Here is a 15,262-nt window from a genome sequence, read left to right as displayed (position 1 = left end):
TCCTTGTGGTTTTTGTTTGGGCACTCGACCGTATTTTTGCCCGAGTATAAGACACATGGGGGCTCACCCACCAAGGATCATGAGCCGTCCTGGTGCGCCTGCAGGGGGGCAGGCCGCCCGTTGCGGAAATGGGCCCAGTCGAATTCCCGTACCAGGCGTCCCTGTGAATCCAGGCTCAGGTGACCCGTCAGCCCCGTGTGGGTCGCCTGTGGATCCCGCTGCAGGCGGTCAAGTTCAGGGATCAGGGTAAAGGCATCAATGCCCATGGCGACAAGGTGGGGCCATGCTGGATTGCCATGAAGTAACCGCCTGTCATCTCCTTGAGCACCTTGCCGGCTGAGCATTGCCGGCATCTCCGGAAAGATGATGCCCTCCAGATCCGGATCCTGTTCGTGCCGGTTCTGGACCTCAAAGAGATGGGATGTGGCGTAGACCGGTAGATGACCGGCATGCAGGTAACGCAATTGGGGCTGGATCATCCTGGCTTGCTCCGGACTTGCGACCAGAAACAGCATGTCCACGTTCCGAGCCAGGATCCTGCGCAGCAGGACCTGAAAATCCGTGGCTGCCGGGGCATAGTGCTGGACGGAGATCACGTGCCCGCCCTGCTGAGTGAACTGATGATTGAAGGCGCTTGCCAGGCGATCCCCCAGCGACGACCGCGGGGCCATGATCGCGGCACGTCGGTGACCCCGGGTGTAGGCCAGGTGGGCCACCTGGGCGGTTTCGTGTTCAGGTTTCAGGGCAAACTGGATGACCTGCGCTGTGCTCGTGAAGTCGTCTCCCGGCTGATTGAGCAAGAGCAGCGGTACAGGCAGCGAGGGTCGCTCAGTGAATTGCGCCGCGGCTTCCCGGGTGAGGGGGCCAATGATGATTTCTGCGCCAGCTTCGACAGCTTCCTGGTATTTCTGCCAGGCGGATTCCGGGGGCTCGCCCATGTCGTAAATGCTGAGTTGCGGACGCTGAGACGAGGCCAAGTCCCTGTGGGATGCCTTCACACCCCTTAATACAGCCTCGGCCAGGTTCCCATAGCGACCGGATAGCGGCAGGATGACGGCAACGTGTTCCGGATAGACACCTTGAGGAAGCTCCTTTACGCTCCCGGGGCCGGTCAATCTCCGAAAACTCCGCTCGGGATGATCGGCGTCGGGTTGGGCATCATTCAGCCAGTGCAGGGTCGCGGGGTTTCGGGCACGCTGTTTCAGTGCCCTGATATCCCCCGGGGGGAGGCCCCGAAGCATGGCCTGTATGGATCGGCGCGCGTGTGCGGAATGCTCGGGGCTGATCCTGGCCGTGTAAAGAATGTGCCAGGTCTTGATGGCGTCCATCGTCCGGCCCAGAGCCGCTTCACTGCCTGCCTGAATGTCCAGCGCCTGCGCACGCAGTTCGTCTGGCAGGGCTTCAAGGTGCCAGGGTAATTGGCGAAGGGCTTCCAGTGGCTTGCCGGCATCCAGGCGGGCCCGTGCTTCGGCCAGTACCTGTGCCATCTCTCTGTTCGAACCGGGATCGTGGGTGTTTGCAAGTGCCAGTGGATCATGCGCGTGATGGGCATGACCGCCCCCCGGGCGTTCCAGCGCCATGGTTGGCAAGGGCGCGAGGATCAGGGCTGCGAGAATGAGTGGCAGGCGAGGCATTTTCAAGAGATTGGCCGTGATGCCTAAAGTCCTTGGTGGTGGTTGCCGATACGAACCATAAGGGCCGCTTCTGCAAAGCTTGGGGCTCCAGTCCAGTCTGTCCTCGGGCAATGGCCCGCTGTGTCATCTGTGACCATGGAATCCGACGGTCTGAGCGCTTCTGGAATGACTAAGGCTGGTTATCCTCACGGAGAAATAAAATGAAAAAAATGGCGTATGTGCTTGTGGCTTTGGGTGTTATAACGTTAACAGGGGGCTGTGCCCACTCCTATCAAGTGCCTGTTCAAGGGTATCAATACACGGCAATGGAAGAGCGTACCATTCGGGTCAGGGGGCATGGCACCAGTGTGCCAAGATCCGACCTGACGCAGTCGCAGCAGAAACTCATGGCCATCCGGGCCAGTCGTCTCGATGCCTATCGCAATCTCGCCGAGGAACTGTATGGCCTCCAGTTGGAGAGCGGCAGTAGCTTGCGTGACATGGCGGGTGAGCGTGATAGAGTGAGATCCTACATTGACAAGAAGATTCGGGGGGCGCGCGTCATCGACGTGGTGCTCATTGAAGATGATATCTACGAGACCACGCTTGAGTACACCGTGGGTCAGGATTTCTATCGATGCGTTGCCGCACCGCACCTCTGCCAGCCGGCCAGACCCGTGGCTCCCCCTCAGCCTGTGGTCACGCAACAGTATTGCGGTGCAAGTCCCTGTCCGCCCACCCGCGTGGTGCCTTTGCAGCCTGCAAGGCAACGGGTTCCTGACTGGCAGCACTGCACCGAGCCCTATTGCTCACAGGCACCCTATTATTACTACCAGTGATCACGAAGGGATCTCATGAGAGGGTTTGTGCTCATCGTGCTCTTGTGGTGGCCTGCCCTCGTGGTTGGAGAGGCCATTGTGGCCGAGGGGGTCGCTTCAACCACGATCCAGAGTGTTCCGGAGGCCCGTAGGGAGGCGTTGAAGGACGCTCTCTGGTCTGCTTCGTCGCAATCGGGCACCACCATCCGGGGAGAGATTCGTCTCAGTCAGGGTGTGGTGGTGTCCGATGACTCGCGGTTTCGGATTGGAACCCATGTGTCTCGCTACGAGGTGATCAGCGAGGGCCAGGAAGGTGATCTCTATCGCGTTCAGGTTCGTGTGGAGGAGACTCAGACTGGCTGTGGGGCCCTTGCAGGGATGCGGATCGGCGCTGTGAGTTTCCCGCTCCTGAAGCCCCATCAGCACACCCTGATGGGCGTTACAGGGGTGGAGATGGGCGTTCCGAATGAGATCCTGCACCGGGTGGGAGTGAACACGCCGTTGGAGGTTCATCGCGCCGCGCATCGCCGTCTGTTCCCCCCCCTCAACGGCAACCTTCCCAATCCACGCTCTGACCGCGTCCGGGAACGGGCCAGGGGGATTGCGGCAGAGTTGGGAGTGGATTTTCTGGTGGCTGGCCTCGTGCTCGATATTGGGTATGAAAGCGTGGGCATGCTGAGGAACCGGCACAGCCGTCGGGCAGAGGTGGAGGTGTATCTGTTCAAAGCCGAGTCTGGTGAGTTGATGGGCCAGCGGCGCGCGGCCCGAGAGTCCCGGGGAGATGTGCTGGTGAGTTCACGTGTCAGTTTTGGCAGCCAGCGTTTTTACGAGTCGGATTACGGTGAAGGTTTTGGCTGGGTGATGGATACCCTTTCCCAGGAGATCCTGTCCACCCTGAATTGTCCACCAAGGCGGGATAGCCAACGATGAATATCCTTATCATCGGCGCATCCGGCGGTATCGGATCCGCTTTCGTACAGACACTGGCGGCACGGGGGTCGGTTCAGCGTGTGGTGGCCACTTACCGCAGCACACAACCTGCATGGGAGGACGCCAAGGTAGATTGGGTTTCTCTGGATGTGACTGATGAGTCGGACGTGGCCCGATTGGCGCAGGAGATGGGCGAGATCGACTGGCTGATCAACGCCGCGGGGCTGTTGCATGAAGGGACGCACGGTCCCGAGAAGCGTGTGGCCCAGGTGGACCCCGAGTTCGTGATGCAGAACTTTCGCGTCAACACCTTGCCCACGCTGCTGCTGGCCAAGCACATGACGCCGCTCATGCGCCATGGTCGCCCGGCGCTCTTTGCCACGGTGTCCGCGCGCCTGGGCAGCATCGGCGAGAATGCCCTGGGAGGTTGGTACAGCTACCGGGCCTCCAAGGCGGCCTTGAACATGGTGATCAGGAACCTTGCGATTGAGATGCGACGCACCCACCCACAACTCACCCTGGCCTCAGTGCATCCCGGCACCACGGATACGTCCCTCTCCAGGCCCTTCCAACGCAATGTGCCCGCCGATGCCCTGTTTACGCCTGCCTACAGTGTGAATTGCATGCTGCAGGTTCTGGAGGGGCTGACTCCCGAAGACAGCGGTGGTTTCTGGTCTTTCGATGGCGAGGCTCTGCCCTGGTGAGGGGCGTGCAGGGCCGCCTCAAACCCATGGTGATCCGGGATCCGGTCCATGGGGATATCGAGTTGAGCGCGCTCGAACAGGCTGTGCTGGACTTGCGGGATGTTCAGCGACTTAGAGGTATCAAGCAGCTGGGTACCGCCAACTACGTCTATCCGGGGGCTCTGCACACCCGTTTTGACCACTCCCTGGGGGCCTGCGCCCTGGCGCATCGGATGATCGATGGCTTACGCCGCGAGGGCACGCCGGTGCCTTCGGAGCTGGAGGATTTGATCGGTGTGGGGGCCCTGCTGCACGACGTCACCCATATTCCGTTCGGGCACACCCTGGAAGATGAACGGCGCTTGTTTCCGCGTCACGACAAGGGTGATCGAATGGCGAGATTGCTGAAAGGAGCGCTTGGGGCCGAGCTGGAGCGGCTGGGGGTTCATGCGCAGGTGGCAGGGCTACTGGGCGAGACCCCCAGCGATCTGCCCACCTGGGCCCGGGAGGTGATTGCCTCCACGCTGGATGCGGACCTACTGGATTACCTGCGCCGCGACAGCCTGTTCACCGGCCTGACCCAGGATTTCGATGACCGGGTGTTTCGCTACTTCACCGTGGCCGATGATCACCTGGCCCTGCGCATGGCCCGCCATGGCATGGACCGACCCGATGCCCGCTCCGAGGTGGTGCAGTTGCTGCGAATGCGCTATTTCCTCACCGAACGCGTGTACTACCACCACACCAAGGTGGTGGCGGGAGCCATGATCTCCAAGGCGGTGGAACTGGCCCTGCAGGCCCGGTGGCTGAGCGAGCCCGAGTTGCTGCATCTCAACGACTGGACCCTGCTGGACCGGCTGGAACAGCCCGGCGCACCAGCGGGAGCGCGTCACCTGGCGCAACGCCTGGCAGGGCGGCGCCTGCTCAAGCGTGCCTATGTGTTGTCCGCCGACAGTCTGGAGCCGGCCGGACGCGCGGCACTGGTGGCGCATTATCATGACTCCGGCAGCCGACGCGCCGAGGCGGAGGCGGTGTTTGCCGCGGACCTTGGGGTATCGCCGGAGGAGGTGATCGTCTATTGCCCAGCCCTGACGGTGATGAAGGAGGCACGGGCCTGGGTGGAGACCGCCTCCGGTCTGCGTCGCCTCAATGACCCGGCCAGCGCCGCCTGCGCCGAGATCTCGGCCCTGGAGGCGCGTTACGCCAGCCTGTGGCGATTTTATGTGTTCACACCGGAGGCGGTGGCCGGCAGGGCGGCAGAGCTGGCTTCCGGGTATTTTGGCCATCCCGGTGAATACAGGCCGACCTTCAGGTGATCCTCCCTGACACCCATTGCTCGAAACGCCCGTAGACTTCCAGCGCGGGTTCAATGGTAGTGATCACGCGATCGATATCGATCGTATCGTACAGGTGAGTGAGGAGGTTGCGCATGGCACAGGCGTCCATCAGTGAGCTGGCCAGTTCTTCCGGTAGATCCAGACGATCACGAAGCACTGCAAAGACTTCCCGATAGCTGGATGCCAGCGAGTGTCCTTCCATGCGGAGCAACTGCAGGCCAATATCCGCTGAAGACTCGCAGAGGAGTTGGAGCAGGCGCTCCACGGCGTAGTGCTCCTTGCGTCGGCCCGGTACATCCAGGGCCGCATAATGATCCATATCCGTGAGGAATTGTCTCAACAGCTTGAGCTTTCGCTGGATGATTTCCTGGCGATCCGGGGTCATGATTTCAGCGGCTCCTCGGCGTGTTTCAGAAACTGAACCGAGTCGGCATAGAGGAAAAAGGCCCGGTCCTGCTCACGGTGGAACCGGCCGGGTTCATCCTCGTAGAGGCACTGCCCGTCACGGAATATGTGGAAACGGATCAATGGCCCCGTACCATCATGCACCACCAAAAGATCCACCGGTCCGGGCAGGATCTCTTCCAGTTGCCTGAACCAACGTGCCTGAGTCATGAAGTCCGGCACGTTTTTTGGCAATACGGCCAGATCGATATCCCGCCCCGCGCCCTCCCGGGCAGTGGAACCGTACAGAACCGCCAGATACCAACCATGGCGCCGCGCCAGGTCCTGGATGGCACGGGAGTGTTCAGGGGCGATCGTCACTGGGGCCATGGGTCTTGCGGATTTCTGCGTTGCGCCGTTCGATTTCGCGACGGAATTCCCGGCGCAAGGCGGCGTTTTCATACCGCCTGCGTTCGGTGGGGGTTTCGATTTCCAGCGGGCGCACCTTCATCGGGCGTCCATGCTCGTCCACCGCCACCATGGTGAAATAGGAGGTCATCACATGGCGCTCGTTCTGGTGAATGATGTCCTCGGCGTTCACCCGGATGCCCACCTCCATGGAGCTGTTGCCCGTGTAGTTGACGGAGGCCAGAAAGGTGACCAGTTCACCCACCCGCAGGGGCTCGCGGAAAAACACCTGGTCCACCGAGAGGGTGACCACATAGTTGTGGGCGTAGCGGGCGGCGCAGGCGTAGGCCACCTGGTCCAGCAGCTTGAGGGTGGCCCCGCCGTGCACATGGCCGGTGAAGTTGGCCATGTCCGGTGTCATGAGCACGCTCATGGTGAGGGTCTTGTTCTGTTTTTCCATTGAGGCGGCGAGGTCTCTAGTCCTGATTGTGCTGAGAAAATACCCCGCTTTGGCCACTGCGATCAAAGGTTATGACGTCGAAGGGATCAAAACGGTCACCCATCTCCATGCCGGGAGAGCCCGCGGGCATGCCGGGCACCGCCAGTCCGGCCACATCCGGTTGTTGCTCCAGCAGGCGGCGCACGTCGCTGGCGGGCACATGGCCCTCGAGGAGATAGCCGTCGATGAAGGCCGTGTGGCAGGAGCCCATCCCTGGTTGAAGCCCGCCATGGTATTTGAGTCGATTGAGCTCTTCCTGGCTCACGTCCACGGCCTCGACGCTGAAACCTTCCTGTTCCATATGGGTGACCCAGTCATTGCAACAGCCGCAGTACGGGGTCTTGAAGACCTTGACGTCCTTGTCGGTGGTGATCAGTTGCCCTAGTGGCGAGGATGCACTGACGCGATGATCGGAGGCCAGTGCGGTGACGGGCAGCAGGAACAGGGCCGTCAGCAGGCAGAGCAGTAATCGGAACCGGTGGGTCGAAAGGGTGAGCGGGGGGGATGGGGGCATGATGGATTTCCTCTTGATCAGTCGCTGGGGTGGCCTATATTGACAATACGCAAGATGCAGGGTTTCAAGCGGCGCGTGATCTGGGTCAACTGGCCATCGCCTGTGTGATGCTTTCGGTCGGGCCCGAGACGCCCGGTACCGGGAAGGCCCGGATGCCCAGTTGGCCAAGGGTGGCGCGCTCGGAAGCGAAGGGATTGCGGGGGTCTGTTCGGCCAATGCGCACCACCCGGGCACCGTTGCGCACGTGGCGCATCATGATCGGCAGCATGGGGCTGTGGGGCACGCCATTGAGGTCATTGCAGTGGCCTGCCGGGATCAGTTCCGCCTCCCGGCGCGCATAATCCAGGACCGGGGCCGGTGTGCCCGGGTCATGAAGGATCACATCCGCGTGCTGCAGGAGTCGCAGGGCCTGGATGGTCAGTTGCTCCGGTTCATCCCCGGGGCAGGGGATGAACGCCACCTCGCCCTCGGCCTTTTGTGTCTTGTGCCAGGTGTTGAGCAGGCGGGAGAAGTCCTCGTCACGGGGCTGTTTCTCCATGCCCGGCTGCCACACCCCCCCAAGCAGTGCCTCCCAGAACCGTCGACGTTGACCCGGCTCCGGCAGGGTCTGGGCCACCCGATCGCGCCAGCCGCCCGCCAGCTGCGCCAACGCGCCCAGATTCCGCGGCAGCAGTACCTCCAGGCGGGCGCGTAGCGCCCGGGCCAGGACCGGCGCAGCACCCCCGGTGCCGATGGCCACGAGCAGCGGGCTGCGATCCACCACCGCCGGCATGATGAAGCTGCACAGCGTCGGCCTGTCGGCCACGTTCACCAGGACGCCCCGCTGCCGGGCCGCGTCGTAGACCGCCCGGTTCACGGTCTCATCGTCCGTGGCGGCGATGACCAGGGTCATGCCTTCCACGGCCTCGGGATGAAATCGGCCTGCCTGATGCTCGAACAGCCCCTGATCCACGGCCTCGGCCAGGGAGGGTGTCAGGTGCGGGGTGAGCAGGTGCACGCGGGCCCCTGCCTGTTGCAGACGCCGGGCCTTGCGGGCCGCCACCCGACCGCCGCCCACCACCAGGCAGGGGCGTTCGCGCAGATCCAGGAAGATGGGGAAATGATCCATGGGCTTATCCTGGTACGGGGGCAGGGTCCTGCCAGTGCGGGTAGGCACGGGGGCCCTGCAGATACCTCGCCGCCTGCAGGGCGAGATCGTTTGTCGAGAGCTCGAAGCTGTCGAAGCCGCAGCGTCGCATGGCGGCCAGCTGATCCACCTGGATATCGCCCACCGCCCTAAGCTCCCCTTTATAGCCGTCACGCCAACGCAGTTGTCGGGCCATGCTGTAGGGGCGCCCATCACCGGCCTTGGGAAAGTTCAGGGCCACCAGATGCAGGCGGTCCAGCCAGGGGAGGAGATCGGTGAGCGTATCCTGGGGCTGCAGGAGTACGCCATCCACGCCCTCGGGGACAGCCTCATTGCCCACCGTTTCTCTCCATTGATGCAGGTCGAGCAGGACGTCCCGCGGTCTGCCTTCGGCCTGGTGTCCTTCAGGCGTCTGCCGCCGCGGGTCGGGCACGATCTGCACGTCGAGAGTGATCAGGGCCATACAGGTGCTCCTTGAAAGGTTTGAGACCGATGCGCTGCACCGTATCCAGAAAGGGTTCGTCGGATTGGCGTTGATCCAGGTAGAACCTGAGTAGCCTGTCCAGAGTTTCCACCACCTTGTCGGCGGGCACGGCGGGTCCAAGGACCTTGCCGAGCCGGGCCTGCTCGCCGGAGGATCCTCCCAGCTGGATCTGGTACCAGGAGGCCCCGTGCTTTTCCACGCCCAGCAGGCCGATGTGGCCCACATGATGGTGGGCGCAGGCATTCATGCACCCGGAGATCTTCAGTTGCACGTCGCCCAGGTCATGCAGGTAGTCCAGATCGTCGAAGTGCCGCTGTATGTCCCGGGCCAGTGGTAGCGTTGCGGCGTTGGCCAGATTGCAGTAATCCAGTCCTGGGCAGGCGATCATGTCCGTGAGGGTGCCGATATGGGCATGGGCCAATCCCAGGGCCTCCAGGGCCTGCCACAGGGCGGGCAGGTCCGCCAGGGGGACATCCGGGAGCAGCAGATTCTGATCATGGGTGCTGCGCAGCACGCCAAAACCATGGCGTTCGGCCAGGTCGGCCAGGGTGTCCATCTCCTGGTCGGTGAGGTCCCCGGGGGCTCGTTCGGGCCCCTTCAATGGGATGAAGACCACCCGGTAGCCGGATTGCCGGTGTTCATGAGTGTTGAACTTGAGCCAGCGGCCATAGGCGGTTGCCTGTTCGGTGCTCGCGCCGGCCGGCAGGGCAGGGGGTCGGGATGGGCCACCCTCTCTATAGGCGGGCGTGACCAAGCGTTCGCTCACACGGCGGTGGGCCTCCAGGGCGGATACCGGTTGTTCCCGGTGGATGTGTGCCCATTCCGACTCCACCTGCCCCTTGAAGGCCTGAAGGCCCAGGCTGTTCACCAGCACCTTGATACGCGCCTTGTAGAGGTTGTCCCGGCGCCCGTTCAGGTTGTATACGCGCAGGATGGCGGTGAGGTAGTCCAGCAGGTCGTCGGCCGGCAGGAAGTCGCGCAGGGTCCTGGCCAGATGGGGGTCGCGACCCAGACCGCCACCGACGCGGATGCGAAAGCCCAGTGTACCCGCGGGATCCCTCACCAATTGCAGACCCACGTCATGGATCCGGGTGGCGGCCCGGTCCTGGGGGCTGGCGGTGACCGCGATCTTGAATTTTCTCGGCAGATAGCTGAACTCCGGGTGCAGCGTGGCCCACTGACGTACGACCTCGCACCAGGCGAGTGGATCATCCACCTCCTCGGGCGTCAGCCCGGCCAGGGGGTCGCAGGTGACATTGCGGATGCAGTTGCCGCTGGTCTGGATGGCATGCAGGCCCACCTCGGCCAGGGATGCGAGCACCTCGGGGACCTGCTCCAGCGTGAGCCAGTTGAACTGGATGTTCTGACGGGTGGTGAAGTGCCCGAAACCCCGGTCGTGGTCACGCGCCACCCGGGCCAGGCCCCTTAGTTGCGTGCTGCTGAGAAGGCCGTAGGGGATGGCCACTCGCAGCATGGGGGCATGGCGCTGGAGGTACAGGCCGTTCATCAGCCGCAGTGGCCGATAGGCCTCATCGCTCAACTGCCCGGACAGGAAGCGGTGGGTCTGGTCGCGGAATTGTTCCACGCGCTCCCGGAGCAGGGCCTGATCCCATTCGCTGTACTGATACATGCTCATCCTCGGTTTCTGAAGGGGGCGCGGCTGAGAGCCACTGGGTGGTCAAGATAATGCGAAATATCAATAGCGAAAAAGAATTTATGAGAATGGATCTAGATCAATCAGAGATAAATGCTGCCAACCTAAAAAGAACTGGATGGAATCGATAAAAAACTATTCATTCTTTTTTGCGTAATCTCAATCTTGGTTAAGGTAGGGCCATGTTCAACACCCACACCAAGAGGATCGGTCCCATGCAAGCGCCCCATCGGATCTCAGGCGATCGCGACACCCTGGAGAGGGTTAACCGTGAATTGGAACCCATGGACGCAAGCGCCCGGGTGAATTGGGCCCTGGGCTGCTTCGGGAAGCGCATCGTACTCAGTTCCAGCTTCGGGGCTCAGGCGGCTGTCATGCTCCATCTGGTGACCCAGGCGCGACCCGGGATCCCCGTCATCCTGGTGGACACGGGCCACCTCTTCCCGGAGACCTACCGTTTTGTGGATGAACTGACGGAGCAGCTCGATCTGAACCTTCAGGTGTACCGCTCCCCCTTGTCATCCGCCTGGCAGGAGGCCCGGTTCGGGCGCCTGTGGGAACAGGGGCTGGAAGGGCTCAAACACTACAACCGCATCAACAAGGTTGAACCCATGCAGCGGGCCCTGAATGAGCAGGGGGCGGATGCCTGGCTGGCTGGCCTGCGCCGTCAGCAGTCCGAGACCCGTGCCGGGCTTGAGGTGGTGGCCTGGCAGAACGGAAGGGCCAAGATACATCCCATCATCGACTGGACCGACCGCGACGTGCATCAGTACCTCACCCGACACGGGTTGCCCTACCACCCGCTATGGCACCAGGGGTATCTCTCCATCGGTGATGTGCACAGCACCCGGTCGGTTCACGAGATTGAAAACTCCGAGCAGATGCGGTTTTTTGGCCTCAAGCGTGAGTGCGGTCTGCATGAGCATGCCTGAGACCCTCAGTCATCCACAGAACCTGTGGATAACCTTGTGGGCAAAATGTCATGAACGTGTCACAGGCCGCGGCGGTCCGCGGCCTGTGAACAGATTGGTCAAAAAGTAGCCAGGCTCTGTAACTGCTTGTTTCCTGGTTAAAAGAGGTGTTCCTGAAAGTCTTGATCTGTCAAGTCTTGACACGGCGTTTTCACACCACGATTTCGACGAAGGGTATTTCAGGTCTGGGGACATCTTCACACTGGCCGCCTGCGGTCAAGGCAGCTTTTCCCGTCCGCCAAGGCTACAATGAGGGTTTGTTAAACGCCTTTTTCCAAGAGTGTGGACGTGACAGATAAACCCAAGGTTATTGTCTCCAGCCAGGATTATGATCGCCTGGATACCCTGATGGCTTCCCTCCCGGCAGACAGTTTCCCGGGGCGTGCCGCCCTGCAGGCAGAACTGGATCGGGCCGAGGTGGTCGAGCCCCATGAGATGCCCGCTGATGTGGTGACCATGAACAGCACGGTGCGTTTCGTCATGGAGTCCACCGGCGAGTCTTTCGAGATGACCCTGGTTTATCCGCGCGATAGCACCGGGGAGCCTGACCGCATCTCTATCGTGGCGCCTGTGGGCAGTGCCCTCTTGGGCTTGTCGGTGGGAGAGAGCATCGAATGGCCCCGCCCCGGTGGCGGTATCATCCGCGTACGTATCGACAAGATCCTCTATCAGCCCGAGAGTGCGGGCGATCTGCATCGTTGAGGGAGGACGTCGGGCCGTGAGTGTATGTCATCCCGGGTGGGCGACCGCGAAGCGGCTATAACGGCCACACCAGCAACAGCAAGGGAATGCTGACGGTGATCACCAGTAGATCTACCGGGAGGCCCATGCGCCAGTAGTCTCCGAAACGAAAGCCCCCTGGCCCCAGAATCAGGGTGTTGTTCTGGTGGCCGATGGGCGTGAGGAAGGCGCAGGACGCGCCGATGGCCACGGCCATCAGGAAGGTGTCCGGGTTGACCCCCAGTTGCAAGGCGGCCCCCAGTCCGATCGGCGCCATGACCGCCGCCGTGGCAGCGTTGTTCATCAGATCGGTGAGGATCATGGTGGTGATCAGGATCACCGCCAGACCCAGAATGGCATGGCCCTGGGCCAGGTTTTCCAGGAGGATATGGGCAATCAGGTCCGCCGTGCCGGTGCTCTGCATGGCCCCGGCCACTGGGAGCAGGGAGGCCAGCAGGACGATCACCGGCCAGTCCACTGAGGCATACACGGATCGAGGTGGCACCGTGCGCAAGGCCATGGAGGCCAGCACCCCAGCGGCAAAGGTCACCGCCGCCGGCAACAGGCCCATCGCTGCCACGCCCACCGCCGCCAGCATGATGCCCGTGGCGGCGATGGCCTTGCGTTTGTCCGGGATGCGAAGTTCCCGCTTGGCCAGAGGTACGCAACCAAAATCTGCGGCGAACTCAGTGATGGTGTCAGATGGCCCCTGCATCAGCAGCAGGTCACCCGCCCGGATCTTCAGAGTACGCAAACGGGCCTTGGTGCGCGCGCCATCCCGGGAGACGGCCAACATATTCAGCCCATAACGGGACCGCAGCAGGATATCCTTGGCGGAGCGGCCCTCCAGCGATGACTCCGGCCTGACCACCAGTTCGACGAGGACGATGTCGTCGCTGCGTTCCGCCGATTTGTCGGACTCCTCCTCGTCTGTTTTGTCCTTGCTCTTGTCCGTGGCTGAGTTTTCAGCCGCGGCTTTTTTTGATGCCACAGTCTTATCCTTGCCCTGACTGGCATCCCTTTGCATCTCGCCATGAGCGTCGTCATCCTCCGACTCATCGTTTGAATCGGCCTCCTCCAGTGTCAGGCCCAGGGTGCCGAGCACGTTGGACAGCGCTTCCACTTCGGCCTCAATCACGAGGATATCCCCCGGCTTGACCAACCGGCCGCCGCTGGGGGCACTCATCTTCACTTCATTACGGATCAGACCAATGACCTGGGCATCGGCCTCATCCAGCACGGATTCAATCTCATGCAGGCGCATATCCGCGGCCTTGCTGCCTTCAGGCACCCGCGCCTCCGTGGTGTAGGCGCCGGTGTCGAAGCCGGACACCCCTGGCTGTTCGCGACGCGGCACCAGGCGCCAGCCGATCAGGACAATGAACAGCACACCCACCAGCGCCAGCGGCAGGCCCACGCCAATGAAGTCGAACATCGCGAACCCTCCGAGATCCTCCCGGTCGGCCCGAAACCCCGATACGATCAGATTGGGCGGTGTTCCAATCAGCGTCATGGTGCCACCCAGGATGGACCCGAAGGCCAGCGGCATGAGCACCTTGCCGGGGGTGAGATCCAGACGGCCCGCCAGTTGCACCGCCACGGGCATGAGCAATGCCAGGGCACCCACATTGTTCATGAACCCGGACAGGACTGCGGCCAGGGTGACCAGGGCAGCAATACTGAGTGTGGGGCCCGCCCGGGTGGGCAATACCGCGCGACTGAGCACATCCACTGCGCCAGAGAGTTGCAGCCCGCGGCTGAGTACCAGTACACAAGCCACGGTGATCACCGCCGGATGCCCAAACCCGGCAAAGGCCTCCGCCGGTACCACCAGGCCGAACAGCACGCAGGCCAGCAGGGCGCCCACCGCCACCATGTCATGCCGCCATCGTCCCCACAGGAACATGCTGATGGTGGCGAGCAGGATCGTGAGAATCAGGGTCTGTTCGTGGGTCACGGTTTTTTCGCCGCTGGTGGGGGGGGGGTGTCGGTCTCGTCATGATGTCCGCTGGGGTGCCATCAAGTCGAGGGAGGGCACGAGAAAACGGGCGCGTTGATCCTGCCGTTGGCCTGGGCGCAGAATGGTCCGGCAGTGCCGAACGTGCCGCGCCCACCCAGGTCAGGAGTCTCCCCATGGCCGTCTTTCCAAATCCGCATCATGGCCCGATCGCCCGGGTGGATGACAGCACCCAGGAGGGGCTGCGAGTCCACCAGCATGCTGCCTGTGGCGTGGGCGTGCTGGCCCACTTGGATGGGCACGCCAGCCATGAGCTGATCGAGGATGGCTTCGAATGCCTGGAAAACCTGGATCACCGGGGCGCCCGGGGCGCGGAGGAGAACACCGGTGATGGTGCCGGCATGCTGCTGCAAAAGCCCCATGCCTTCCTCTCCACTCTGGTGCCGGGGCTGGGTGATCCTGATGATTATGGGGTGGCCCAGGTCTTCATGCCCCGGGACGGGGATCACCGGGCGGCCATCCGGACGCTGATTGCCCGGCGCTGCCAGGCTGAGGGCTTCGATCTCATCGGCTGGCGGCAGGTGCCCACGCAGAACGAAGGGCTGGGCCAGACCGCGCTGAACAGCGAGCCGCAGACCTGGCAGTGCTTCGTCCGGCCGAAACAGGCGTTGGAACCCAAGGCCATGGATGTGCGGCTCTATGTCCTGCGGCGTGCCATCGAGAATGAGGTGCTATACCGCAACCTGGTGGGTGCCGGGCAGCAGACGTTCTACATCTGCTCCCTGTCGCGCACCACAGTGGTGTACAAGGGCTTGCTCACCTGCGGTCAGTTCCGATGTTATTTCCCTGATCTGTCCGATACGCGGGTGACCTCTTCGCTGGTGCTGGTGCATGCCCTGCGCATGCTGATTCCAGAGGCCTGGGAGAAGCATCCCGGGCTGGCGGCGGATCGCCGGGACTCCTATGAATACCACAGCACCGTTCCATCATACCTACCCAAAACTATTCAGAAGTATCTAAACAGGTTCAGTGCTGATTTCCTGCTTCACAGAGGCCGGTTTCACTCCGATCTTGCGACCTGAGCCAGCGCCTTCCTCTCCACAGGCTGACACCGTGGAACTCACGGCGTAATAAGCAAGATTTCTTGCCGCATTCACATCCCGG

16 protein-coding genes are annotated in these 15,262 nt (G+C 62.3%); 7 read left to right on the top strand and 9 right to left on the bottom strand.

From position 1 onward, the window contains the following. Window positions 1–77 precede the first annotated feature (77 nt). Window positions 78–1,487: a penicillin-binding protein activator gene (locus tag BMY52_RS09465; RefSeq protein ID WP_177169924.1), complete on the bottom strand. Its 1,410-nt coding sequence runs from the start codon at window positions 1,485–1,487 to the stop codon at window positions 78–80. 494 nt (window positions 1,488–1,981) lie between these two features. Here BMY52_RS09465 and BMY52_RS09460 point away from each other — a divergent pair, with 494 nt between their 5' ends. Genes BMY52_RS09460 through BMY52_RS09445 form a run of 4 tightly spaced genes read left to right on the top strand, consistent with a single transcriptional unit; the run spans window position 1,982 to window position 5,360 of the window. Further along, entirely contained in the window at window positions 1,982–2,452 is a 471-nt protein-coding gene (locus BMY52_RS09460) for an LPP20 family lipoprotein (RefSeq protein ID WP_177169923.1), read from the top strand. A gap of 27 nt (window positions 2,453–2,479) precedes the next feature. After that, window positions 2,480–3,361 carry a flagellar assembly protein T N-terminal domain-containing protein gene (locus tag BMY52_RS09455; protein WP_177169922.1) on the top strand — a complete coding sequence of 294 codons (882 nt, stop codon included), beginning with the start codon at window positions 2,480–2,482 and terminating at the stop codon, window positions 3,359–3,361. Next, the gene (locus BMY52_RS09450; RefSeq protein ID WP_090253782.1) at window positions 3,358–4,065 is read left to right on the top strand and encodes an SDR family NAD(P)-dependent oxidoreductase; all 708 of its coding nucleotides are present in this window, start codon (window positions 3,358–3,360) and stop codon (window positions 4,063–4,065) included. Before BMY52_RS09455 ends, BMY52_RS09450 begins: the two co-directional genes overlap by 4 nt. A gap of 5 nt (window positions 4,066–4,070) precedes the next feature. Further along, window positions 4,071–5,360 (top strand): HD domain-containing protein, encoded by a 1,290-nt coding sequence (locus tag BMY52_RS09445; protein ID WP_090253780.1) that lies wholly within the window; start codon window positions 4,071–4,073, stop codon window positions 5,358–5,360. Here the strand turns inward: BMY52_RS09445 and hepT are convergent. The 7 genes from hepT to BMY52_RS09410 all read right to left on the bottom strand — a co-directional run bounded on the left by hepT (window position 5,353) and on the right by BMY52_RS09410 (window position 10,426). After that, the gene (gene hepT, locus BMY52_RS09440) at window positions 5,353–5,766 is read right to left on the bottom strand and encodes a type VII toxin-antitoxin system HepT family RNase toxin (protein ID WP_090253777.1); all 414 of its coding nucleotides are present in this window, start codon (window positions 5,764–5,766) and stop codon (window positions 5,353–5,355) included. The genes BMY52_RS09445 and hepT overlap by 8 nt on opposite strands. After that, window positions 5,763–6,140: a nucleotidyltransferase family protein gene (locus BMY52_RS09435; protein WP_238626730.1), complete on the bottom strand. Its 378-nt coding sequence runs from the start codon at window positions 6,138–6,140 to the stop codon at window positions 5,763–5,765. The genes hepT and BMY52_RS09435 overlap by 4 nt, the downstream gene beginning before the upstream one ends. Next, window positions 6,130–6,633: an acyl-CoA thioesterase gene (locus BMY52_RS09430; RefSeq protein ID WP_090253773.1), complete on the bottom strand. Its 504-nt coding sequence runs from the start codon at window positions 6,631–6,633 to the stop codon at window positions 6,130–6,132. Before BMY52_RS09430 ends, BMY52_RS09435 begins: the two co-directional genes overlap by 11 nt. A 16-nt stretch (window positions 6,634–6,649) precedes the next feature. Next, entirely contained in the window at window positions 6,650–7,186 is a 537-nt protein-coding gene (locus BMY52_RS09425) for a DUF411 domain-containing protein (RefSeq protein ID WP_090253771.1), read from the bottom strand. Between the two features lie 85 nt (window positions 7,187–7,271). Next, window positions 7,272–8,294: an NAD(P)-dependent oxidoreductase gene (locus BMY52_RS09420; RefSeq protein ID WP_090253769.1), complete on the bottom strand. Its 1,023-nt coding sequence runs from the start codon at window positions 8,292–8,294 to the stop codon at window positions 7,272–7,274. Between the two features lie 4 nt (window positions 8,295–8,298). Beyond that, the gene (locus BMY52_RS09415) at window positions 8,299–8,775 is read right to left on the bottom strand and encodes a DUF934 domain-containing protein (RefSeq protein ID WP_090253940.1); all 477 of its coding nucleotides are present in this window, start codon (window positions 8,773–8,775) and stop codon (window positions 8,299–8,301) included. Then, entirely contained in the window at window positions 8,717–10,426 is a 1,710-nt protein-coding gene (locus BMY52_RS09410; protein ID WP_090253767.1) for a nitrite/sulfite reductase, read from the bottom strand. The genes BMY52_RS09415 and BMY52_RS09410 overlap by 59 nt, the downstream gene beginning before the upstream one ends. Before the next feature lie 239 nt (window positions 10,427–10,665). Between BMY52_RS09410 and BMY52_RS09405 the strand changes: the two genes are divergently transcribed. Together BMY52_RS09405 and rnk are read left to right on the top strand one after the other, a co-directional pair. Further along, complete coding sequence (locus BMY52_RS09405) at window positions 10,666–11,382, top strand: phosphoadenylyl-sulfate reductase (RefSeq protein WP_090253937.1); 717 nt, start codon at window positions 10,666–10,668, stop codon at window positions 11,380–11,382. A gap of 327 nt (window positions 11,383–11,709) precedes the next feature. After that, window positions 11,710–12,123, top strand: a complete 414-nt coding sequence (rnk, locus tag BMY52_RS09400; RefSeq protein ID WP_090253935.1) for a nucleoside diphosphate kinase regulator — start codon at window positions 11,710–11,712, stop codon at window positions 12,121–12,123. A 55-nt stretch (window positions 12,124–12,178) separates the two neighbouring features. On the opposite strand, the gene BMY52_RS09395 is transcribed toward rnk, so the two are convergent. Then, the gene (locus BMY52_RS09395; protein WP_090253765.1) at window positions 12,179–14,098 is read right to left on the bottom strand and encodes an SLC13 family permease; all 1,920 of its coding nucleotides are present in this window, start codon (window positions 14,096–14,098) and stop codon (window positions 12,179–12,181) included. A gap of 176 nt (window positions 14,099–14,274) precedes the next feature. On the opposite strand from BMY52_RS09395, the gene BMY52_RS09390 reads away from it, so the two are divergent. After that, window positions 14,275–15,180, top strand: coding sequence for a hypothetical protein (locus BMY52_RS09390; protein WP_177169921.1), 906 nt, complete (start codon window positions 14,275–14,277; stop codon window positions 15,178–15,180). The last annotated feature ends 82 nt before the right edge of the window (window positions 15,181–15,262 follow it).

The sequence above is a fragment of the Ectothiorhodospira marina genome, assembly GCF_900109495.1.
Taxonomy (GTDB): Bacteria; Pseudomonadota; Gammaproteobacteria; order Ectothiorhodospirales; family Ectothiorhodospiraceae; genus Ectothiorhodospira; species Ectothiorhodospira marina.
Note: the sequence above shows the minus strand (reverse complement) of the source record. Positions and strands in the feature narration are given on the sequence as shown.

Bases quoted from the DNA above. Each gene is read 5' to 3' on its own strand.
- BMY52_RS09465 (WP_177169924.1), bottom strand. From the start codon at position 1,487: ATGGCACAGGTACTGGCCGAAGCACGGGCCCGCCTGGATGCCGGCAAG.
- BMY52_RS09430 (WP_090253773.1), bottom strand. From the start codon at position 6,633: ATGGAAAAACAGAACAAGACCCTCACCATGAGCGTGCTCATGACACCG.
- hepT (WP_090253777.1), bottom strand. From the start codon at position 5,766: ATGACCCCGGATCGCCAGGAAATCATCCAGCGAAAGCTCAAGCTGTTG.
- BMY52_RS09390 (WP_177169921.1), top strand. From the start codon at position 14,275: ATGGCCGTCTTTCCAAATCCGCATCATGGCCCGATCGCCCGGGTGGAT.
- BMY52_RS09425 (WP_090253771.1), bottom strand. From the start codon at position 7,186: ATGCCCCCATCCCCCCCGCTCACCCTTTCGACCCACCGGTTCCGATTA.
- BMY52_RS09405 (WP_090253937.1), top strand. From the start codon at position 10,666: ATGCAAGCGCCCCATCGGATCTCAGGCGATCGCGACACCCTGGAGAGG.
- BMY52_RS09415 (WP_090253940.1), bottom strand. From the start codon at position 8,775: ATGGCCCTGATCACTCTCGACGTGCAGATCGTGCCCGACCCGCGGCGG.
- BMY52_RS09410 (WP_090253767.1), bottom strand. From the start codon at position 10,426: ATGTATCAGTACAGCGAATGGGATCAGGCCCTGCTCCGGGAGCGCGTG.
- BMY52_RS09450 (WP_090253782.1), top strand. From the start codon at position 3,358: ATGAATATCCTTATCATCGGCGCATCCGGCGGTATCGGATCCGCTTTC.
- BMY52_RS09420 (WP_090253769.1), bottom strand. From the start codon at position 8,294: ATGGATCATTTCCCCATCTTCCTGGATCTGCGCGAACGCCCCTGCCTG.